This window comes from Gynuella sunshinyii YC6258 (assembly GCF_000940805.1).
Lineage (GTDB): Bacteria > Pseudomonadota > Gammaproteobacteria > Pseudomonadales > Natronospirillaceae > Gynuella > Gynuella sunshinyii.
Map to the genome: position 1 here is coordinate 5,549,590 of NZ_CP007142.1, position 21,443 is coordinate 5,571,032.

20 protein-coding genes and 1 pseudogene are annotated in these 21,443 nt (G+C 45.7%); 7 read left to right on the forward strand and 14 right to left on the reverse strand.

Annotated features, from left to right (window positions below; translation table 11 throughout):
* Positions 1 to 447 precede the first annotated feature (447 nt).
* From YC6258_RS23090 to YC6258_RS23120, 7 genes and pseudogenes are all read left to right on the forward strand, one after another.
* A complete protein-coding gene (locus YC6258_RS23090; RefSeq protein WP_169749015.1) occupies positions 448 to 1,332 on the forward strand; it encodes a UbiA family prenyltransferase in 885 nt (294 codons plus the stop codon).
* A 686-nt stretch (positions 1,333 to 2,018) separates the two neighbouring features.
* Positions 2,019 to 3,233 (forward strand): annotated as a pseudogene (locus YC6258_RS31430) (aspartate aminotransferase family protein); the annotation flags it as partial.
* A gap of 1,434 nt (positions 3,234 to 4,667) precedes the next feature.
* Positions 4,668 to 7,382 (forward strand): PEP/pyruvate-binding domain-containing protein, encoded by a 2,715-nt coding sequence (locus tag YC6258_RS23100; protein WP_044618983.1) that lies wholly within the window; start codon positions 4,668 to 4,670, stop codon positions 7,380 to 7,382.
* Between the two features lie 8 nt (positions 7,383 to 7,390).
* Positions 7,391 to 8,023: a CDP-alcohol phosphatidyltransferase family protein gene (locus tag YC6258_RS23105; RefSeq protein ID WP_052830523.1), complete on the forward strand. Its 633-nt coding sequence runs from the start codon at positions 7,391 to 7,393 to the stop codon at positions 8,021 to 8,023.
* Positions 8,016 to 8,561 carry a CDP-archaeol synthase gene (locus YC6258_RS23110; RefSeq protein ID WP_169749016.1) on the forward strand — a complete coding sequence of 182 codons (546 nt, stop codon included), beginning with the start codon at positions 8,016 to 8,018 and terminating at the stop codon, positions 8,559 to 8,561. The genes YC6258_RS23105 and YC6258_RS23110 overlap by 8 nt, the downstream gene beginning before the upstream one ends.
* Before the next feature lie 15 nt (positions 8,562 to 8,576).
* Positions 8,577 to 9,479, forward strand: a complete 903-nt coding sequence (locus tag YC6258_RS23115; protein ID WP_044618984.1) for a phosphatidylserine decarboxylase — start codon at positions 8,577 to 8,579, stop codon at positions 9,477 to 9,479.
* A 69-nt stretch (positions 9,480 to 9,548) separates the two neighbouring features.
* Positions 9,549 to 12,251: a PEP/pyruvate-binding domain-containing protein gene (locus tag YC6258_RS23120; RefSeq protein WP_044618985.1), complete on the forward strand. Its 2,703-nt coding sequence runs from the start codon at positions 9,549 to 9,551 to the stop codon at positions 12,249 to 12,251.
* A gap of 151 nt (positions 12,252 to 12,402) precedes the next feature.
* Here YC6258_RS23120 and YC6258_RS23125 read toward each other — a convergent pair whose 3' ends face one another.
* The 14 genes from YC6258_RS23125 to YC6258_RS23190 form a co-directional block, all read right to left on the reverse strand.
* Positions 12,403 to 12,825: an ankyrin repeat domain-containing protein gene (locus YC6258_RS23125; protein ID WP_144407723.1), complete on the reverse strand. Its 423-nt coding sequence runs from the start codon at positions 12,823 to 12,825 to the stop codon at positions 12,403 to 12,405.
* Between the two features lie 14 nt (positions 12,826 to 12,839).
* Positions 12,840 to 13,112 (reverse strand): hypothetical protein, encoded by a 273-nt coding sequence (locus YC6258_RS23130; protein WP_052830525.1) that lies wholly within the window; start codon positions 13,110 to 13,112, stop codon positions 12,840 to 12,842.
* 94 nt (positions 13,113 to 13,206) lie between these two features.
* Positions 13,207 to 13,755 carry a hypothetical protein gene (locus tag YC6258_RS23135; protein ID WP_144407724.1) on the reverse strand — a complete coding sequence of 183 codons (549 nt, stop codon included), beginning with the start codon at positions 13,753 to 13,755 and terminating at the stop codon, positions 13,207 to 13,209.
* Positions 13,756 to 13,832: 77 nt separating this feature from the next.
* Positions 13,833 to 14,390, reverse strand: coding sequence for a hypothetical protein (locus tag YC6258_RS23140; RefSeq protein ID WP_144407725.1), 558 nt, complete (start codon positions 14,388 to 14,390; stop codon positions 13,833 to 13,835).
* The gene (locus YC6258_RS23145; protein WP_144407726.1) at positions 14,360 to 14,965 is read right to left on the reverse strand and encodes a hypothetical protein; all 606 of its coding nucleotides are present in this window, start codon (positions 14,963 to 14,965) and stop codon (positions 14,360 to 14,362) included. The genes YC6258_RS23140 and YC6258_RS23145 overlap by 31 nt, the downstream gene beginning before the upstream one ends.
* A gap of 85 nt (positions 14,966 to 15,050) precedes the next feature.
* A complete protein-coding gene (locus YC6258_RS23150) occupies positions 15,051 to 15,356 on the reverse strand; it encodes a hypothetical protein (protein ID WP_044618990.1) in 306 nt (101 codons plus the stop codon).
* A 77-nt stretch (positions 15,357 to 15,433) separates the two neighbouring features.
* Entirely contained in the window at positions 15,434 to 15,766 is a 333-nt protein-coding gene (locus YC6258_RS23155; protein ID WP_044618991.1) for a hypothetical protein, read from the reverse strand.
* Between the two features lie 62 nt (positions 15,767 to 15,828).
* Positions 15,829 to 16,248 (reverse strand): GNAT family N-acetyltransferase, encoded by a 420-nt coding sequence (locus YC6258_RS23160; protein WP_052830526.1) that lies wholly within the window; start codon positions 16,246 to 16,248, stop codon positions 15,829 to 15,831.
* Positions 16,249 to 16,317: 69 nt separating this feature from the next.
* Positions 16,318 to 17,877 carry a P-loop ATPase, Sll1717 family gene (locus tag YC6258_RS23165; protein WP_044618993.1) on the reverse strand — a complete coding sequence of 520 codons (1,560 nt, stop codon included), beginning with the start codon at positions 17,875 to 17,877 and terminating at the stop codon, positions 16,318 to 16,320.
* A 268-nt stretch (positions 17,878 to 18,145) separates the two neighbouring features.
* On the reverse strand, positions 18,146 to 18,394 hold the full coding sequence (locus YC6258_RS23170) for a hypothetical protein (protein WP_144407727.1): 249 nt from the start codon (positions 18,392 to 18,394) through the stop codon (positions 18,146 to 18,148).
* 95 nt (positions 18,395 to 18,489) lie between these two features.
* Positions 18,490 to 18,882, reverse strand: a complete 393-nt coding sequence (locus YC6258_RS23175; RefSeq protein WP_044618995.1) for a DUF5958 family protein — start codon at positions 18,880 to 18,882, stop codon at positions 18,490 to 18,492.
* A 920-nt stretch (positions 18,883 to 19,802) separates the two neighbouring features.
* Positions 19,803 to 20,420 carry a hypothetical protein gene (locus YC6258_RS23180; protein WP_044620360.1) on the reverse strand — a complete coding sequence of 206 codons (618 nt, stop codon included), beginning with the start codon at positions 20,418 to 20,420 and terminating at the stop codon, positions 19,803 to 19,805.
* A gap of 135 nt (positions 20,421 to 20,555) precedes the next feature.
* Positions 20,556 to 21,023, reverse strand: coding sequence for a hypothetical protein (locus tag YC6258_RS23185; protein WP_044618996.1), 468 nt, complete (start codon positions 21,021 to 21,023; stop codon positions 20,556 to 20,558).
* A 98-nt stretch (positions 21,024 to 21,121) separates the two neighbouring features.
* Positions 21,122 to 21,436: a hypothetical protein gene (locus YC6258_RS23190; RefSeq protein ID WP_044618997.1), complete on the reverse strand. Its 315-nt coding sequence runs from the start codon at positions 21,434 to 21,436 to the stop codon at positions 21,122 to 21,124.
* Positions 21,437 to 21,443: the final 7 nt, after the last annotated feature.

Consider the following 21,443-nt stretch of genomic DNA (forward strand, 5'->3'; position numbering starts at 1 on the left):
TGGTTTCGCTTGCTCACTCATATAGGGAACCATCTGAAAAATGGACTATTTTCGCGCAGGACGTTGTCAGCCCCAGTCTCACATCCTCATTTACGCCAGTAAACTGCGGTGTTGTGAGTGGTGCTTCCTCGCCTGCATCAAAACTATTCCTATTTTTCAGAGGCCCCATAGTAACCTGGCAATTAAATAGATCGTTCTGATCTGTTTAATTGTCGCCCCGAAAAATCTGGCAGTGTTACCCGAAACACCGAATCGTCGGACTGCTTGATTTCCCGAGGCCCGCATTGGCTATGGCCAATTGCGTGGTCTGACACCACTGTGCATCCCTGCATCACACTATTAGCCCGACATAAATGCTTGCCAGGTTAATAGAATATGAGAGACATTTATGACACCTGCTTTTCGGTGTAATATGTTCATCAACACTCATATCCCGTGGAACTGAATTTGCTGAAAGCTCTGTATCTCTATTCGAAGGAACGTTGTCCATCCGCTATTTTATTGGTTATCTCTGTTATTTTATCTATCTCAGTACTGGACGGTCCTGATTCTGTTCTATCCATTTCAGCGTTGTTAATTTCCGCAACGCTATTTTTATTTTTGATTCGCTTGAGTGATGACATCTGCGATCTGCCAATTGACCGGGTTGCTCATCCAGAGCGTTTACTGTGCCGCGATCAAACCAGCCTTAGAAAACTGAAACAGTTTCGGTTGCTTACCATACCAGTGATTTTCTTCATAACCCTGCCGGCAGCCGAAGACACCCTATTGACAGCGGCTTTCTTACTGTCGGTATTACTGATGTGTTGGTTGTTTTTTCTATACAAACCCACAATGCCGACGCTTGTTCATACCCTTTTACTGAATGGTTCGCTGGCATTTTTCCCCCTACACTCAAGCTTATTGATAAAAGGCTACATAAATAGCTTTGCCATGTATATGGCCATGTATTTTTGGTTTGGTAGTGTTGCCCATGACCTTTCACACTCTCTGGTCGACATACGCCAGATAACGATCGATAAAATAAAACCATTGAATCGAATTAATCAGAATTATCTCGCCTTTTCGTCATTGGTGTTTTTTTCCGCCAGCACGATCACAGGGTTTTTGCTCTATGTTTTAAAAATGGTTGAACCTGCTTTTTTCTATCTATTACTGATCAATTTTTCTATTGTGCTGTATCTGGAATACCACCTTATCAAAAAACCAAACCAGCAAACTGCTGCACCATTTTATGTATTCGGATTTATTTTTTTTCTCACCCCGGTGTTGGCAGAAATCATTTGGAAATGTACAAAACTGTATTTTTCCATACACATAGTTACCATTTAAACGGATATTTTCAGGAAACCTCCTACCAAAGTAGGGATGAACAAAGTACAGAAAATTTCTACTATATTCGTGCGTCCTCTGTTACATAAACAAGGGCATACGCTTCAAAAATTCCGCCAAATAAGACTCACCATTATTGGGAAATATGTTTCATCATTTAATCTGTGTTTTCTGATTACTATCTATATGTCCGAGTTTTTTCTGAACATTTTTACATCCATATGAGCATTTGCCAGGAATATAGCTGACATCCAAAACCGACTCTGATCCAGAATAATCGCTTACCACTTATAAACAGACAAATACAACACAATGCCGGTTAAAGGAGGGCTCTAAATAATTACCTACGTTGTCACTACTGCATTAAAAACCTGCTCAAGTCAGTCATTTGTGGTTTATAAAATCCCTCTTTGGAATCGCATACTCGCACCGCTTCTGCTACCGCTGACCTGCAACACAACCTAACTTCGCCCTGGTGGATTGATTACAGGTTTTTTGCCTTGCCCTGGATTCCTGATAGACATTATCAAGAGGCCCCCTGAATACGCGAGTCCAATTACGATATTGGAACGACTGAACGGCTTTATTTTTTTAACAGACATGTCATTGCCCGAGGGCAAGCCACGATTTTTGTTTTCCGCCATTCATAGCGGGAAGCGCTTTTTTTTGAAAAGAGAACCCACAAAATGAACCAGCATCTGAATATTGAACGTACAAAACTACTCGAACTGATTAACTTCAACAAAACCATCGCCAAAGCCCGTGGAGCCTATTTGTATAGTGATACAGGCGATGTTTATCTGGATTTCACCAGTCAGTTTGGCGCGGTGCCTTTTGGACATAATCCGGATTTTCTGTGGCAAACCCTCATAGCGCAACAGGCCATGGAACCCGGGGTGATGATTCAGCCATTTAGTACAGAAGGCGCCAGGAAATTATCGGAAATGCTGGTCCGGTTTGCTCCGGGAGATTTGGAATATGTAACCTTTGGTTGTACCGGTGCTGAGGTGGTGGAAATCGCCATCAAGATGGCCAAAGCCAAAACCCGGCGCAATGCTGTTCTATCTACCGAAAACAGTTTCCATGGCAAAACTATGGCTGCAGTACTGGCAACTGGAAACAGCTACTACAGCGAATGTTTCTATCCCGCCAGCGAGGCCTTCGCTCATGTTCCCTACAGCGATGTCGAAGCTCTGGAAAACGCCCTGGCCAGCAAACAATATGCGGCTTTTATCGTTGAACCGATTCAAGGCGAGGGCGGGATGGTGGTCCCGCAAGCTGGTTATTTGAAGGTATGTGAACAGCTGTGCAGAAAATATGGCACGCTGTTGATTGTCGATGAAGTCCAAACCGGTCTGGGGCGCACGGGTAAACTGTTTGCGTGCGATCATGAAAATGTGGAGCCGGATATTCTACTCATTGCCAAAGCTCTCAGCGGCGGTCTTATTCCTATCAGCGCCTGTCTCGCCAATAAACGTGCCTGGAGCAAAGACTTTGGTCAACGCCATAGTGCGACATTTGCCAACAATCATCTGGCGGCAATGATTGGCTGCAAGGTGATGGAAAAGCTGACAGAGGAGCCGGACATCCTCGATCATGTCTGCCAATCCGGTGATTATCTGCATCAACAACTGACCGCATTAATCAGCAAATTCCCGGCCGCATTTGCGGCTGCCAGTGGCCGTGGTCTGATGCAGGGACTGGTACTAAAGGATTGGGTCGATGAAGAATCTTATTTGTGCCCGACCATTTCCGGCCAGGGCTTCATAGTGCCACTTGTGTCCGCATATCTGCTGAACCGTCATCATATTTTCACCATGCCGACACTGAACGATAACAATGTACTGCGCCTGCAGCCAAATTATCTGATTACGCACGAAGAAATCGATACATTAATCCATGCGCTTGACAAAGTGGGCACCCTGATCACCGAAGGCAAATTCTCCGAACTGCTCCGTGCCGCCATCGGTCTAAAGCCACAATCCCCTCAAATCACCACACGCCCTTATAGAAATCAAACCATCGTTCCGGCAGGTGAGAAGCTGGGAACCTTTTGTTTTTTCGTCCATCCGGTCACGGAAATGCATACCATCGATTGTATGCCAGGAGGCCGAGATGCGTATGACGCCATTGAAACAGAGAAAGTACTGAACTGGTTGGACAACGCCAAATCCCTTTACGGTGATGCTGCACCAGCCTATTACATGCCGTGTATTCCCTCGGCCAACGGTGGATATGTGGATGGTTGGTTGATCAGTAGTCTGTTGACACCGAAAGATATGATGCGACTGCCCAAGGATGAGAAAAACCGCCTGATGGACAGTTACATCGATATCGCCCAGGAAAAAGGGGCCAATGTCATCGGCCTCGGTGCTTTTACCTCGGTGATTACCCGCAGCGGAACCACAGTGGCTGATTGTGGGACACCGGTCACCACCGGCAATGCATTTACCGCGCTAACCAGTACTGACAGCGTGCGTCAGATCTGTCAGGCCAGGGACATCGACACAGGTTATATGACACTTGGCATCGTTGGCGTTTCCGGTTCTGTCGGACGCTTGTGCTTTCTGGATATCGGCGCTGAGTTTCAAAAAGTCTGTTTGATTGGAAATGCCCGGAATCTGAATAATGTGGAGAAACTCGAAGTCGTAGCGGGTGAATTCATACTGAAGCTCTTTACCAGCAACATCTCCAGTCAACTCAAGCCCATGTTCCAGACTCTGGTTGAAGCGGATATCAACCTCAACCTGATCAATTCATTCGATATTGATCAGAATAACGATTACCCGGGCGAAAAATTCCGCCAGATATATCTGACCGTACAGCAGAAATTCCGGGATCATCACGGTGACCTTAAAAACTTTCCACTGCTGTTAACCAATGACATCGAAAACACTCTGCCGATCTGCGATGTCGTCATCACAGCAACCAGTAACGGTGAGGCATTTATCCAGCCGGAATTACTTGCTGAAGGAGCAATTGTTTGCGATGTCGCAAGACCATCTGATCTGCAACAGGAAGTCAGACAAAAACGTGCTGATATTACCGCGTACGATGGTGGTTTGGTTCAACTGCCGGCAGCTCTTCGCTTCGGTGGCCCAAATATCGCTGAGCTGGATTTGGGCGTCACTCTCGCCTGTCTTGCCGAAACAGTCATCCTGACTATGTCACAGGTCAAACATAGCTACAGCCTCGGAGGTGTATCCTCGATTGAAGAAGCCAGAGACGTTTTTCAAATGGCGCTCAAACATGGATTTAACACCCATTTATACGAGGATGACATCACAGGTCCGGTGTTATCTAAAGAATATGCGTAATTAACAAGGAGTTTTAAGATGTCCGATACTACTCATTTCCCCCTGGTCATTCACTGGAACCAACCACTGCCCGACTCCGCAGGATCACCGTTACTATTACGAAAAAATCTCGGCGGCAAAGGTGCTGCCTTATGGGATCTGCTCAATGTGATGTGCATGCCGGTGCCTCAGTTCTGCTGTATCACAGCCAGCGCATTTACAGCCACTCTTGAGCATAATAACCTGCACGCTCTGATCGACTGGCTTGATCATCCAACCCAGCCACTGCCCATGAGTGAACAGAATATCCGGTCCCGCATTCTTAATTGCGACATTCCCGGTACCATCATTTCCGAGATAACAACATTCCTCCAGCAATACCCAGATAACTATTTTGCGGTACGCAGCAGCGGAACCGTTGAGGATGGCACGGAGGCCTCATTTGCGGGTCTGTTCCAGTCCATACTTAATGTACGTCACCTGCCTGATGTGCTGGATGCCGTCAAAAACTGCTGGTGTTCACTATTCAACGAGCGGGTGCAGACTTACATGTCCAAGCAGCGGACCTCGGTACCCCTGGGATTAGCACTGGTACTGCAAAGACTGGTGCCGGCCGAAAAAAGCGGTGTTCTGTTTACGGTCGATCCGGTTCGCGGTGCCGATACAGAAATCCTGATCGAAGCAACCTTTGGCCTTGGAGAGGCATTGGTGTCCGGTGCTGTGACACCCGATCTTTATCGATACGACTGGTACCGGGAAAGCGAATGCGAGCGGGTCATTGCGGAAAAAGAATATCAGTGTGTCAGAATCGACAGTGCACCATTTATCCAGCTTGAGCCCATCGATGCGCAACAGGCAACACAACCGGTACTGTCCACTCAGGAAGTCAGTGAACTGGCCAGACTCGGATTAAGCATTCAAACTCAGACCGGTTTTCCGGTAGATATTGAATGGGCCCTTGTAAACAATGAATTCTTTATTCTGCAAAGCCGGCCTATCACCCAGTTTGGCTATGCCGCCATTCCCGGCGAATGGACGACGGCCGACTATCGTGATGGAGGAGTCTCTTCCAGCATTTGTACGCCTTATATGGCCTCTTTGTACAAATACGTCATCGATTCCACCATGGGTGCTTATCTGCAACGTCTGCATCTGGCCGAAAAAACTGTCAATGTCTGGCAGAGAAGCTTTTTTGGCCGACCCTACTGGAACCTCGGTGAAGTGAAAAAATGTCTGGCCAAAATTCCCGGTTTTAATGAGCGGGTCTTTGATGAAGGGCTGGGTATCACACCCCGCTACAAAGGTGACGGCATGGTAACCAGAACGACCCTGAAAACCCTGGTCAATGGCATCAGAACCTTAACGACTATTAATGCCAGCGTGAAGCGCAAACTACGCGAGTCACCGCAGTTTGCCAAACAACAGCGGGCCCGCTTGCAGCAGTTGGCGGCAACGGATTTCAGTGCCATGCCTGACGCAGACCTATTCAGTTGCTATGAGACATTTATCCAACAAGAATATTTCGTCAGTGAATCGACCTATTTCGATTTTATTTACGACAATACCAACCTGAATGGTCTGTTCAAGGATGAAGTGGAGAAAACCTCTTTTGATATGAGTCAGTTTCCACTACTACTCAGCGGTCTTTCCGGGGTATCACATATGACCCCTATTGAACATTTATGGAAACTGAGAGATCAGATTCTGGCGCAGAAAGATACCCGCAACTATTGGCTCGACAGCAGCATTACCAAAATCGTCGAAGACCTCAATGACAATCGTCAGGAATATCATCTCGATGATGTCCGGCGGTATCTGGATACCTTCGGGCATCACTCCAGGCAGGAACTGGATCTGCTGGTACCCCGCTATGTGGAAAACCCGACGTATGTAATAGAACAATTAAAAGAAGTTCTGTTACAGAGTACCGACAAGGATCCGAGATCCCGTAACGATGCACAACAAAGTAAAAACCAAGCCGTTAAAGAGGCACTGATACAGGCAGCTCCATTGCTCAAACGCCGTTCATTTAAGCGTAAGCTGGATCAGGTTCGGGAGTTTTTGTGGTGGCGCGAGGAGCTTCGCGATCTGTCGGTACAGTTTTATCTTTATGTACGGAAAATAACAGTGGAAGTGGAAAAACGACTGCTAAAAACCGGCATACTGCAGCAGCCGAACGATGTGTTTTTCCTCGAAATGGCCGACCTGATCGCCATTGTCCGTGGAAACATGAAAGCTGAAGAGGCACGCAAAGCCGTTATCAGAAACCGCCACTACTACTTGAGTTTCGCCCACTATGACATTGCTGATGAAGTGGGAGAACGCCACGGCAGCTTCGCCGGCATCTCCACTCTGCAGGATCATCAGTATGACACCAATGCCATCAAAGGAGTGGCTGGCAGCCCCGGTACGGTGACCGGCATCGCCCGCGTCATCGCTGATATCGATGACGCCGACCGGCTGCAGCCAGAAGACATTCTGGTCACCCGCTGCACTGACCCCGGTTGGACACCCAAGTTTTCGATGCTCAGTGGAGTGGTCACAGAAACCGGGGGAATATTGTCCCATGCCGCGGTGATCTGTCGCGAATACGGTATCCCAGCAGTACTGGCGGTCAAACACGCTACCCGCACAATCAAGGATGGCGAAACCATTACCATTGATGGCAGTCATGGACGGGTAATACTGGCAGACCCATCCTCTCAGGAAAATTCCTCGGCGTCCCGCACAGCAGAGACCGAGGCCACGGTGTAAAGGATATTATGAGACTCATCGGTATTTATAACGCTCCGGCATGGGTCACCATGCTGGGCCTGAGTTCGGCCGTGTGCAGCTGTTTTCTGGCCTTGACCGGGCATCATGCCTTTGCACTGACAGCCCTGATCTGGGCAGGCATCTTTGATCTATTCGATGGCATGGTGGCACGTAAATGCCGGCCGACGATGGAGCAGTCCCGGCTGGGCATGCACCTGGATTCCATCGTCGACGTAATCAGCTTCGGCATCACACCGGCCATAATTGTCACCAGCCTGCATACAACCGGCTGGAGTCTTGTTATCGCAGTATTTTATGTCTGTGCTGCTGCCCAACGGCTGACATACTTTAACGTCATGCAGGAAGACAGCCCGCAACCATTGCAATTTTATCTCGGTCTGCCGGTGACCTTTGCCGCGCTTATTTTTGGTGTTGGCCTGGCGTTCATGCGTTTTCTCCCCGACGCAATGAATATTTACTATGCCAACGGTTTGCTGTTGATCACCGGTCTGTTGTTTATCACCCCATTCAAAATGCCCAAACCCAAAGGCACGGTCTACCTGTTCATGCCGACACTGGCAGTCCTGTTTACCGGCTTCTGGATATGGCAGGGGATCTATGGAGGAAATCATTTTGTCTGAAGTCATCATCACCGCACTGTGGCTTATGGTGCCACTCATTTTATCCGGTTCGTTCCACATGCTGGTGGTCAGGAAGAACTGGTTGTCATCCTGGGCAATCCCCATTCATGTGCGCGCTTTTGGCCGCAATAAAACCTGGCGTGGAGTCGTGGTTATGATTCTGGGCACCATTCCTGGCACCGTTCTGCTCAACCTGGCTGCGCCTCTGGCCGGGAATCTTATTCTGGTTGATATCACCCAGGTGCATCCATTGCTTCTCGGAGCACTGCTTGGACTCGGCTATGTCATCGCGGAACTCCCCAACTCTTACCTTAAACGCCGGCTGAATATTCCTCCCGGACAACAGGCATCGCGTCATGCTTTCTGGTTCACACTACTGGATCAGGCAGATTCCGCCATCGGTTGTGCCTTGGTATATGCCATCCTCACCGATATACCGATTGCAGTATTTATGTGGATCATCCTGCTCGGCCCGCTGGTGCATTTAATCGCCAACGTTGCACTGTACAGCGCTGGCCTGCGAAAACATCCTTTCTAAACCGGAATATTTTTTATGTCCCTCTCACTTGTGCAATATGTTAACCGGGAAACGTCCAAACAGGAGACGGAACGGGTTTATGGTGAACAGGAACTGATGTTTCTGTATCACAACAGACTTGGCAAACTGATACGTAAATATCTGATCCGCAAACCATGGTTCAGCCATTTGAATGCCATCCCCAAAAAAGTCTGGTTCAGCCGCAAACGGATTCCGCATTTCGCGGAGACGTTCGGGGTTGATATTCTGGAAGCGGAAAAGCCTCTCGATCAGTATCAATCCCTTGATGAGTTTTTTAGCCGGCGGTTGAAGCCAACAGCACGGCCACTCTGCCAAGATCCATTGGCACTGATTTCACCTGCCGATGGACGGGTGCTGGCATATCCCATCGATCAACACGCCGTTATGCAGATCAAGCAGCAACCGGTTGCGGTGGCAGAACTATTGCAATCGAACGAAATGGCAGCAGAACTTTCCGGCGGAACAGCCGTGGTGGTGCGACTGGCCCCAAAGGATTATCACCGGTTTCACTTTCCTTGTGACGGGCAACTCATACAGGCACAGGCCCAGCCGGGTCCGCTGGAGTCCGTTCACCCAATTGCACTGAACGGCGGTGCCCGGAGTTTTCAAAATAAACGGGTCATCAGTGTTCTTCAGTCCATAACGTTCGGCACACTGGTCATGGTTGAGATCGGCGCTCTGACCATCGGCACGATTGAACAGACATATTCCGGCAATCAATTTCATCGTGGTCAGGAAAAGGGCTACTTCCGTTTTGGCGGTTCTACGGTGGTATTACTGTGGGGCGCTAACGGGCCGGTGATTGATCAGGATATTCTGCGCAACTCCAGAAATGGCATGGAAACCCTGGTCAAATTCGGCACTCGAATTGCCACTGCATCACATTTGCGTTCCTGACTAAATGGTTGTCATATTAAGTATCAGTGACATTCGCCCATTACCCATGGAACCTTTATCTGGATCATCATGACTCACTATATTATCGATTCGAAAAACTACGCGGCTTATCCCAATGTCCCGCTGGGCGGCAAAGCCAAAAACCTGTTTCTGCTACAGTCCGCCGGCATCCAGGTACCCGAATTTATCTGCGTATCGGCCCAGGCTTATACTCAGGCCACCACTCATATTCAGGCACAGATCAATGCCCGGCTGGATGCTTGTGATTTTAATTCTCTGGCCTCACTGACCGCGACATCACAAGCCATCAAAGCGTTGATTCTTGACTGTGATCTTGATAATGACCTCAAGGCACAACTTGAACACAGCCTGCAACAACTCCAACCCTGGGACCGTTTTTCAGTCCGCTCATCGGCAGTTAACGAAGACGGAGCACAAAGCTCTTTTGCCGGCCAACTGGGTACCTGGCTGAATGTCAGTCGGGAAAATGTTGTCGCCCGTATCAAAGACTGCTGGGCCAGTGCGTTTGAACCAGGCATCCTGACCTATATTCACAAGCGAACAGACACCCGGCATGACACCAATGCCGTTGCGGTGGTTATCCAGCGAATGATTGACGCAGGCAGTTCCGGTGTTATGTTTCAGGCAGATCCACAACACGGTATTGATAAACTGGCCATCGTGGCCGGGTACGGTCTGGGGGAAGGCATCGTCGGTGACAAGGTGGAAACCGACGCCTATCTCTATCATAAACAGAGCGGTGAATGGCAACTGACGGTCAATGAGAAACAGCGATATCTGTGCTATCACCCCGAAGGCGGAACCTGTGAACAACCACTGGCGGAACACCTTAGAACCCAGCCGGTACTGACGGATGCGCAGCGATTCGAACTGCTGCAGGCGTCGAACCGAATAGCAGCCCTCTACGACAGTTATCAGGATATCGAATGGTCTTACGACCAGGACGGTCAGCTGTACATACTGCAATCACGGCCGATCACAACCATTCCACAAGGACATGAGCGTGTCTTTGATAACAGCAACATCATCGAAAGCTACCCTGGGGTGATCTTGCCGATGACGTTTTCAATCGTCCGGCTGGACTATTATCACTGCATGAAAGGCACGATGTTGAAACTCGGGATACCGGCCGACACCATCGACCGGCGCGAAGAGGTTCTGAAACATCTGGTGGGTTACATTAATGGCCGAACATACTACAACATCAGCAACTGGTATCGGGTATTCCTGACACTGCCGTATTTCAAACAACGGTTCATCGAATACTTTGAACAGATGGTTGGTACCGATGGTTCATTTTCAGAAACGCTGGATGATGTACCGTTGAGTCTCATTGAAAAGCTCAAAATCGCAGTGATGTTTCCGCTGAAGTTTTTATACCATTCTCTGCGTCACAACCATTTGATCAGCCAGTACTTTGCTACAACCAGTCAGATCCGTCGGGAATTCGAGGCGATCGACCTGGCCAATGCCGGTTCCGATGAACTGATCGGGGCACTGCAAAACTTTGTGGATCGTTTTACCAAAGCCATGACCGTACCGCTATTGAATGACTTCTTCGCCATGTTTTTTATGGCCGTCACCCGGGAACAGTTTGCCAAAGCCGGGCTCGCCGACGGTGAAACACTGGTTAACCGACTGCTGGCCAACCAATATATCGAAAGTACCAAACCGGTCGATTCGTTAAAGCAGCTGATCAACGAGGTACGCGCAGATGCCACGCTTTCCGGGTACCTGCAAAATCTGCAACAGCAGCCTGAACTGAACCAGCCTGACCGTCTGGCACAGGCATTAACGCAACAGGGTTACAAAACGTTCTCACAGCAACTCAAACAACACATTGACGACTACGGCCATCGTTCTCCCAAAGAACTGATCATGGAAGCCAATACCTTTCGTGAGAACCCGTTTCAGTTACTGGCCATTCTGGTGGAATCCGCTTCCCTGAACCAACCCGCCACTCCCGAAACCGATGATGCCGGACAGCAACTTGAACAAAGTCTGCAAAATCACAAACGTGGCCGGTGGTTAAAATGGCTGCTCAAAAAAACCCGCCAGGCCATTGCCCATCGCGAGGCAACCCGATTGGACCGGGGACTGCATTTCTCGTTTTTCAGAACCCTGCTGCATCGGATCGGTGACCGTATGGTCAATGAAAATGTGCTGATGGCCAGGGACGATATTTTTTACCTGACCGTGCCGGAGCTGAACGATTATCGCCAGGGCTGCGCCGTGAACGACGACCTCAAACGCCTGATCGAACTGCGTAAAACCCAGGCACAACGATGGCAGCAGAAACAACAGGAAGGCAAGATATTCACGCGTGGCAGTGTCTATGCCAATACCATTCCCGACAGTCACCTGAATCTGCAGATTAATCCGGATAGTCTCAAAGGTGTTGGCTGTTCTGATGGTCAGGTCAGCTCAGTGGCCCGCATCATCAGTGACCCGAGTCAGGAAATGGATATCAAAGGCAAAATAATGGTATCGGAAACCACCGACCCTGGTTGGGTGTTTTTGATGACATTATCAGCGGGACTGATTTCCGAGCGCGGTAGCCTGCTGTCACACACAGCCATTATCGGCCGCGAACTGGGTATCCCCACAATTGTCGGAGTCAAAAACGCAACTCGTTATATCCAGGATGGCAGCACCATCAGCATGGATGGAAAAACCGGCGAGATACAGCTACAAAACCCCGAAGACAAACCGACTTCAACCGCAGCAGAAGCTGCCGTTTCCGAAGCCTGAATCTGTTAAGACAAAGAGGCCGGTGTTACCAAAGCAATCGTTGGTACCTGGCCTCGGTTTTTTCTAAACCATACAATGAAGCCGCAAAATAACACTGCGGCTAAAGTTAAACACCAGTATGTTTTAGACGTGAGCTGGTTGCCGCGATTTGTTAAACCTCATAACCAAACTGCGAGAAATAACTCCTGAGGATCGCAGTTTTACGTTTGCTTGTATCATAGTAACTGCATTTGATGGCTCGTTGGATTTCTTCAGGAACGACTTCTGCTCCCAACTCCAACAAAGTAATGACTGTCTCCAAATGACGCATTTCAACAGCATGAACTAATGCAAACCTTGGTATTGGAGACCCAAACTTCCTCAATAGTCGGATTTCCTCGTACTTATTCTCCACAGCAAGCCAATGGAGTACGTTCTCACCAGCCCAACAGGTTTCATATAAAATACCCGGGTATGCTTTAATAATATCGTTTAATTTGTGTGGTTCGTTTAATACCGCATCCAGCAACACACCAAATCCGTGAGTTCTGCCGACTTTCAATGCATCATAACGTGGAACAATGAATTTTTTCATATATCTGACGGCCATTACCGCCTTTTTAGATTTTTCAGCACATCAACACCATAGCCAGAATCCTCTATATCGCCAGCCTCGCCAAACCAATGCCAGAACTCTTCATACACGATGCGCTGCACATCATTTATTGTTTCAGCTTCGGGAAATCTCGGAAGTATTGTACCTGCCTCTGGCTCATATTCGTCATCATTGGTGCCTTGCGAATCATTCTCGAAAAGAATCGCTGAAATACAATAACATAGCTTCTTATATTTACCTTTTAACTCGCGCTTTTCTACCTTCATATATAAACAGCTCTAGGCTGCTGGCTATGGAATTTAACGCCCGTGTAATAGGTGCGAGCTTGCGAGCCTCCTAATTGAGGCGCTTGTTAAATGGCTACGGATCATCCCCTTCCTGCAACGGCGAGTATAACCATTCGAATTCATTATTTACTGCTTCTTCTTCGCTATCAAAATCGGTGTGATAGTTATGACAATGTGGCGCGGGTATACGGATTTCACCTTCAGAAAACCCTTTGCTTTCTAATTTTGAAATATATGAATTAATGTCGCCATAAGCAAAAATATAATTGTGATTGTCGAATATAAATTGGCCTTCTCCAGAAACTGATGAGACCCAAAGGTGCTGCCTACCATCCCGCTCAAAATACTCTTGGTGTTCATATAAAAACAGCTCAAGCTCTTCATACGACAGTGGGCATGGAGATTGATACCTTCCTGATGCTTTGCCTAATCGAGAAACCAATAAAACATACAAAACACCAAATGGCCCTTTCATCTCCTTACATAATTCAAGAATGAGAGGGATCTCTTTAGATTTACAACCTATAAGCAAGCGAGAAAAATCCGGGTAACGCTCCTTTTGGTAAAGGTTATCCCAAAAAATCTCTTCTTGATTATCTAAATCTCCGATTTTAAATAACATGACGCTCTACTTTTGCCATTTAACGCTTACGGCAGTTGCGCGTGCTTTTTCGTGTCGACTGCCTGTGACTGTTACTTTCAGGGGTGAGAGTTTCCATATATATAAACAATTGCTCCATCAAAATACGCACCATATGAGCGACTTTCACCACTTTTCGTTAAAACATACCCGCCTGCTATGAGGCCGAGTTCTATATTTGCTCCTGGAATAGCTATCTCTCTTAACACAGATATAGCTTCTTCGTGCTGCACTTTGCTAAAGGCCCTTTTCTGCGTAAAGCATGCCAATCTCTGAGAGCATCCGAACTTTATGAAAACTCTATTTCTTATGAGTTCGCCATTAGAGCCTTCGCGAGAAAAATCTAAAATAAACCCATTCTTAGCTTCGGTGAAGTTAACAACTTCTATTTCTATTACTGTACCTCCCGCTTGGGCGAAATTTCCAGCGATCAGTAATATTACACATAGAAAAAGTTGTTTCATTGCCAGCTCATTGAAAGTAACGCCCACAACAGGTGCCAAACGTAGTGGAGCCAATTTGCGGTAAAGTGAGCAAAGCGAACCGCAAATTGGCAGAGCGTAGTTTGGTCCCTTGCTTGTGATTGTTAGAGCTTTGATTCTCGGTACCTCAACCATGATTGGAGGTGATTTTCCATTGATTCTTTGTCACTGTGATGCTCGCTCAAAATAACACGCGCGACTTTTTCGAATACCTCGCTAACCCAATAATAGAGCTTGTGAGATTGAAGTTGGCTAAGCCAAATTCCAGGCTGTAGTAAGTCACGCCTTCTTAGTTCTAATAAATACTCAGGCGTTCCACTTTCAGTTCCTGATGGCAAATGGGACGGATGGGCGATTTCATTTCTTACCTCATACGACAAACCAAAGTCTTCAAGGACACGCTCATTAACCTGATAATACTTTTTAATAAAGTTTAGCTCATTCATTGATGTAAGGTCGCTCGTCCTTTCATTTTTTCCGATGCCAAACATGCCAGTGTTTGCTTCGATAAGCAGGGCTCGTAATGCTGAAAATAGAACGGGAATACCTGCGATTGTGTAGATTGACACATTCCCATCATATTGCATCGCATACTCCTTCGAATGGCGAAGCAATAAAAACGCAAGCCTTACCAAATCCTGAGATGAGCTGCCAGACACCCCAGATTTCGGATTTAAAATTCTTTCTTTTCTGTCTTTAGTACCCGACATGCTCTAATTTCTCTAACGCCCAAAGCAGCGGCGCGCGTTAACGCGTCCAGCCCGCAGGGCGATGCTGCCTTTGCTTGTTATAACTTTAGTTGTGCTCATAGTTACGTAGGGCTTCATGGCACTTTGGTAAATTGCAATTTTTTTGAAGAATATATACCAACGTTTCCACAGACTCGGAAAGTTTGGAATTAGCCTGAGTGACTTCACCTGACTTTAACAGCATCTGAACTTCTGAGAGCGCCTTAAGATGGTTGATGGTATTGTCTGAAAGTGTTTCTTCGACGACAACACCTGACTTACGATCAATATACTCATCGATTGCACCTAAACCAAAATACCCTACGGCTGCAATATTTAGAAAGCTTGCCACTACCAACGAGATTACTTTCATTTAGTTCTACGATCTCTCATGAGTTATAAGGTTCGTAGCAGTTGCGCGGGCTTTTTCGCGTCAATTGCCTGCGCTTGTTATGTGATTGCCACAATCTCAGACAGCAATCCGCGTTTATTAAAAACTTTAAGTGCCTCTGAGCACTTACTAGAAAAATCAATCCACTCAACATCCGTTTGCTTGGTATCCAGAAACACTGCTTCCCAGGCTAATGCGACAGGTTTTAGCGATGTGATTTCTTCACGTGTGAATACCGGAGGGTTAAAGGATTCAACATTATTGTCCGGAACCCAATCTTCCCACATCTCAATGTTTGAAACAGCAGTGCTAAAACCTGTTTCGTCGCTAAACCAGTCAAGTAGTTCGATTATTCTATTTCTGATTCGTTGAAGAACTACAGTATCACTCATAGATCCTCACATAACACCTCAAACTCCGGCGTAGCGTAGCGAAGTCCGCATGCTTTGACTTGTTATGTGAATGTTTTCTCATGGCTAACGTGGTGCATATTTACAGGTAAATAACCACACGCTTCGTAAAATTGACTCGCTCTTAGAGTATCTGTAAATAAGGTTACTTTCGTGAAATATTTAGACGTGTGTTCCTCAAGAAATTCGAGCAACTCGCGCCCAACCCCCAAACGACGACTGCATTTACTTACATAGAATCGACGCAACCGTGCGGAGCTGTCTTGACGATTAATACCTCCGATAGCTACCAACTTGCCATCGACCCTAACAGTAGCAAGGGTTTCACCGTGCTTATTAAACTGATTTACTCCGCTTGCAAAATCATTTTGAAGTCGGACTAAAAAGCGAAAACCCTCTGATTGGCTTTCGGTTATCAGAGTTTCAATATCATTTGGTAACTTTTCTACTTTCTCGATTTTCATAAATTCACATAACGTCATCGTAAATTGACGAAAAAAGCGTAGCTTTTTTTGGTCAATTTCACGACCTTGTTATGCGTATCTTCTTCCGGAAACATAATCTCTAATAGCATATTGGAGTAGTATTTTATACTGATATCGTAACCTATACTGTGCGGCCGAGCCTATTGGCTCTCTACATTTATATTTATAGGGCCCGGAAGGCTCCTTAGCTCCAATCATAGATCTATCGAACAAATCATCTAGTATTTTTGATGGGTTATCTGTCTTGATGCAATCTTGAATTATCTCTTTAGCTCTCTCGTAATCCAAGCCAGCATCATCACCAAATCCAGACTCTTTTGATATTTCTGCAAGAGCAACAAACAACTGCTCAATTTCGCTCTCTGTATAAAATGAAGAAAGCTCATTCTTCAATTCTTTCACCAGATTTTCAGAATACTGCTCTATTAGTGATTTCAATTCATTTCGCCCTAGTGGTAGTGGGTACGTACCATTTTCAAGAGGGGAAAACATTAGCAATAAATCACGAGGACGATAGAGAGTGTGATCAAGAAGGTGCTTGAAGGAAGATTTATTTGTGTTGTCATTCGTCTTGTCTACTAAACAATACCACGGATCCTCTTCATTACAAACAACAGCCTGATTTTCAAGGGCGTTTCTAATTCTTTTGTTAATAAATTTTTTTATATTTAGATCAGACTCCTCACCATTCCGATAAATCTCATCTTGATACCATCTAATAAAAGCAGAGTATGACGAGAATATTTTTGCGGTGTCTGCATACTTTGAAGATATAAACTTTTCAAAGTCATCCCTGATAAGAACATATGCTTTTGCTTGGATGTTATTTTTTCCAAATATTTCGTTATTTATGCTTTTACATGTTCTTATTAGCTCGACAACGTTATCAACAGTCTCTTGATTATTTATATTAAACCCAATATCAAGATCATCAAAGAATATAGCATATGAGTTTGTGTTATCTTTTTCAATGCGAGACTTTAAGACTTTTACTATCACCTCTTCCAAGTGAGGTAATAGCTTATAGAATGGTGCTCTGCTTTCCTTGAACTCAAATAGGCCGCTTAGCTTGCTCTTAATAAATCGCCTCAAAGGTTCCACATTTACTTCAAAGCCGTGTTTCCTGACAAGCTCATTGACCTGATTCTTATCTATATCTATAAAGCCAGAATTTTTCTTAACAAACTGCCGTAACAGCTCATACTCTTTGCTTTCCATTGCTGCTTCATTGAATGCAAAAAGTTTAATGATATTCGTGTAAATCAACCATTTAAATAGCTGTTCGCCTTTTATGGTGTAACCAGCTTCATCACCTAGATGAACTAAATGCTCGAGGCTCACCTTATCTTTTCGAATGAACTCACAAAAAAGATTGGGATTCTCTTGAGCTAATAAGTACACATACTCTGCAAAAGCGCTTTTTCCACTTCCTTTGCGACCAATAATAATAAACTTTTCGTAAGAAAGCTGCTCCATCAAATTATGGTAATCCTCATACACATCCATGAGATTTACTCTTGATTGAGATGATGTTTCTGCTTCAGCCTCCGGAGCTCCCAAATATATGGATTGCCGCTTATTTCCAGATAAAAATCCTTTAAATACCATCAGTGTCTCCTATTGTGTGGGGCTGCATGGCGCATAACGCCAAAATAACTGGCTTAAATGAGCGCCAGCGAGTTTAAGTCCAACACGTGCCGCACAGCGGCGATTAAGCGTGTAGTTCATTGCCTTGTTAACTTTTGGGAGTACTCAGAGAGTAACTCTAAGGCAATGTAACCCTGGGTTTTCCCCGTTCCTTTCTTATGAGCATTGATCTCTGGAAACAACTCTTGCCATGACTCTAGCTCAATTACTAGTTGCGACTTCCAGTCAGTTAAAACTTCAAACTCATAAAACTTACCAGAAAATGAAAGCCAAACCAAGCCAGCCCTCCCTGTTCAGGGGTGTCACTTAAGCGAATTAAAATTCCCGAATTTACCGTTTCACCGTTGGCCTCTAATACTTCCGATATCCATTCAATAGAGTTAAGTGATTCAGAGCATTCTCTCATTTCAAGGTAAGAAAGCTCATTTTGCTGAGCTACGTTCTTATTTCGAATTTTTTGGAGTTCATCAATTTTCATAAGAAAGTTAACGCCCCAAACAGCGGCAGATTTGGAGCGGCGAAGCCGCGGAAAAGCTGTCCAGCCCACGAAGTGGGCGATGCTGCTTTGCTTTGTTATAGCTTTTCAAGGTTATGCCACCAATGATTGCACCCAGTCCTACAATCTGTAGATCTTCTACGACCATCAGCAATAGTAAATATTGCGAGCCAAAGCCTAAAGGCCTTTAGCCATTCGTCGCTGGGCAGAGCTAGCACCTTTGCCCGCGCATTATTGAAATTGTTCTTGCGCATTATTACACAGGGCGTATAGGACTCCTTTAAGCCGGACAACTTGATACCTTCTTCAATTTCAGACTCTCGTGGATGAGATTGATGAATGCATAAGTTCATATCCCGAAGGGCGTCACGCTGCTCCTCTTCAGGGAGGCGTTGAAACCACTCGATTCCTTGCTCTACAGGAATCTCACCTTGAGCGATTCTATTTATTGTGACTTCGTATCGTTCCATGCTCGATTAGCTATAACGCCTAAAACTGCGGACACGGCAGTGGTCCGCAGCTTTGTATTGTTAGAATTGAATATGACCAGGAAAGCACTGATGTTTGAACAGCAATTGACACCGGACATAACCAACTTTTGGTAACTTAGCATCCAATATAAAAATTGAATGCTACCCGACTTAACTTTTGTACTGTTGCGGGCTTGATCGTGCTACGGAACCACAATTTACTTGAATTGCTTATTCCGAAGCCATAAACACCTTAACTAAGGTATATTGCACTATATAATAACGTTAAGACCACAGATACTATCAAAGTTATTAAGAGCGATATTGAGTAAGTTAATCGAGGTGACTTATGCATGAGCACTTGCCCTATTATGGTACTACTTAGCAAATAAGGCTGAACTAATATAATAAGAAAACAAACAGTACCAAGTAGAAAGAGATCTGCGTTGTGTTTGACAAAAGCCAGGCAATAGGAACCCATTATAAGTAACGAATAAAAAACTCGATATATTATAAGTGCTTGCTTTTCTCCACGTTCTTGTGTTTTTTTTCTTCTCAAAGCACGGAGTAGCTCTCTCTTTGTATTGTATATCTTCATTAGATTTCTAACGCCTAAAACTGCGGACACGAAGTGGTCCGCGGCTTTGTATTGTTAGAATTGTTCATGACCGGGAACCACTGAACTTTGAATAACAATTGCCACCGGACAAACCCAATTCTTTGGTAACTTGGCACCCAGTTTAACGATTGGATGCCACCTGATTTTAACTTTGCACCGTAGCGGATTTGACTGTGCCACGGGATCATAATTTACATGAATGAAGAACCAATTCTAACGCAAAAATTTGGGGCGAGCGGATGCGAGTCCATGACCCGCCGCGTAGCGGTTGGCGGGGCAGCCCAACATTGCTTTGTTAGCACTACTCACCACAGTCACCTGCCTGTATGCTAAATGATGAAACTAACTGGGCAGTCTTATCGCTATAAACATAATTGATGGTATAGCCTTCAGAGAAGAAAACTTGAAACTCGGTAATTTCACAAGTTGATGGTTTAGTAAACTCTACAAAGTTTTCCTCTAGGAACTCAAGATCTATTTCTTGTTTCTCGAAATCTACCAAAGACATCCTAAAATAGTATTGTTTAGCCGTCTGATCGATAGCCACTGAATCTAGTCGGGTTTCGTCATCAATCATTCTAGGTAGATTTGCATTACTTGCTTCTACTGCCTCCGCAATGGAATCAAATTTAGCATTGTTATAGCCAGCGAATACACCAACAGAAAAATTAACCAATAATCCAACTACCGCACCGACGATAAACCCTACTAGCTTTTTCTTACCATTAAGCGACCATACCGATAGAAATAAAAGTCCAGTCCACAAAATCATGCCCCCTAGCGAATTAACAGCTGGAGCCTCACCTGTTATGGCTGGAATGAGAATTGCGCTAAATTGACCTAGCAAAGATAAACTAAGAAATATGACTGCAAGAATCAGTAAACGCCTTTTCTTATTACTTTTAACTACTTCTTCCATTTCATTCCTCAATATCTCTATGAGTGTTAACGCCGTGGTCAGTGGGCCAGTGTAGTGGAGCATTTTTTATGGTAAAAAGAGCGGAGCGATACCATAAAAAATGCGGAGCGTAACTGGCTCCACTGCACCACCTTGTTATGTGATTTCATAGCGCTTAAGTGACTTCCAATCATTTGAATCTGACGGCCACAATATTACCTTGTATAAATCATCAGCTGGTTCCCACTCCACCGTAATTGAGTCGAGCCCCTTTGCCAAAGACAATAATGCATAATTGCCTTTAGGCAACCCTATGCGCTTTGCATCAGGCAAGTAATCAGTACAACCATAAACGGCGCATCTACCCGAAGGGAAACTTACGAAACCCAAAGAAGCATGATCCCATTCGTTCAAATCGACTTGAGGCTCACTTTCTAATACTTCAAGTTCAAAATTAACGTCAACATTTCGATAAGTGCCCACAGCAACTGTATTCTTGGCAACAGCCAATTTTAGATCCAGCGCCTTATCAGTCCATATTTCAGACGTATCATCATCAGCTCCATCATCCATAAGATAAAGCTGAAAATAGTCTGCAAAAATATCGAATTGATGTATGGACATGACTTCCTCTTGCTCACATAACGCCGTGGTTTGGGGCCGGAACGAAGCGCAGCGCAGTGGAGGTCCCAGCCGCGATAGCGGCGAACAACACCACTTTGTTAAATGCTTGCCCATGCCGCTGCAACTAACAGTAACGTGCCAGGTGCTGCCACAGCAACTGGCACCAAATAGTGATAGACAAGCCCCTTTGGCATATCCTCCTGCATCACAAAAGATACGCCTGCAGCAAGCCACGCTAAAGGAGTGGCAAAAACTAGCGCGACCAACCCAACACCTAAGCTCAGGGTTGCTAAAAACGCCCCACCATTCCCAACATCAGGAGTTAATGAGATTAGTTGTGCTACGACAAATGCAGCCCCGCAGACCAAAATTAAAGCTGATAGTGCAAGGCTTACTCTATATATCCCTATCACTTCACTC

Coding starts and splice junctions, on each gene's coding strand:
- YC6258_RS23125 (WP_144407723.1), bottom strand. CDS start 12,825: ATGAAAAAATTCATTGTTCCACGTTATGATGCATTGAAAGTCGGCAGA.
- YC6258_RS23140 (WP_144407725.1), bottom strand. CDS start 14,390: ATGGTTGAGGTACCGAGAATCAAAGCTCTAACAATCACAAGCAAGGGA.
- YC6258_RS23130 (WP_052830525.1), bottom strand. CDS start 13,112: ATGAAGGTAGAAAAGCGCGAGTTAAAAGGTAAATATAAGAAGCTATGT.
- YC6258_RS23120 (WP_044618985.1), top strand. CDS start 9,549: ATGACTCACTATATTATCGATTCGAAAAACTACGCGGCTTATCCCAAT.
- YC6258_RS23115 (WP_044618984.1), top strand. CDS start 8,577: ATGTCCCTCTCACTTGTGCAATATGTTAACCGGGAAACGTCCAAACAG.
- YC6258_RS23170 (WP_144407727.1), bottom strand. CDS start 18,394: ATGAAAATTGATGAACTCCAAAAAATTCGAAATAAGAACGTAGCTCAG.
- YC6258_RS23135 (WP_144407724.1), bottom strand. CDS start 13,755: ATGTTATTTAAAATCGGAGATTTAGATAATCAAGAAGAGATTTTTTGG.
- YC6258_RS23100 (WP_044618983.1), top strand. CDS start 4,668: ATGTCCGATACTACTCATTTCCCCCTGGTCATTCACTGGAACCAACCA.
- YC6258_RS23165 (WP_044618993.1), bottom strand. CDS start 17,877: ATGGTATTTAAAGGATTTTTATCTGGAAATAAGCGGCAATCCATATAT.
- YC6258_RS23180 (WP_044620360.1), bottom strand. CDS start 20,420: ATGGAAGAAGTAGTTAAAAGTAATAAGAAAAGGCGTTTACTGATTCTT.
- YC6258_RS23145 (WP_144407726.1), bottom strand. CDS start 14,965: ATGTCGGGTACTAAAGACAGAAAAGAAAGAATTTTAAATCCGAAATCT.
- YC6258_RS23160 (WP_052830526.1), bottom strand. CDS start 16,248: ATGAAAATCGAGAAAGTAGAAAAGTTACCAAATGATATTGAAACTCTG.
- YC6258_RS23185 (WP_044618996.1), bottom strand. CDS start 21,023: ATGTCCATACATCAATTCGATATTTTTGCAGACTATTTTCAGCTTTAT.
- YC6258_RS23150 (WP_044618990.1), bottom strand. CDS start 15,356: ATGAAAGTAATCTCGTTGGTAGTGGCAAGCTTTCTAAATATTGCAGCC.
- YC6258_RS23105 (WP_052830523.1), top strand. CDS start 7,391: ATGAGACTCATCGGTATTTATAACGCTCCGGCATGGGTCACCATGCTG.
- YC6258_RS23155 (WP_044618991.1), bottom strand. CDS start 15,766: ATGAGTGATACTGTAGTTCTTCAACGAATCAGAAATAGAATAATCGAA.
- YC6258_RS23175 (WP_044618995.1), bottom strand. CDS start 18,882: ATGGAACGATACGAAGTCACAATAAATAGAATCGCTCAAGGTGAGATT.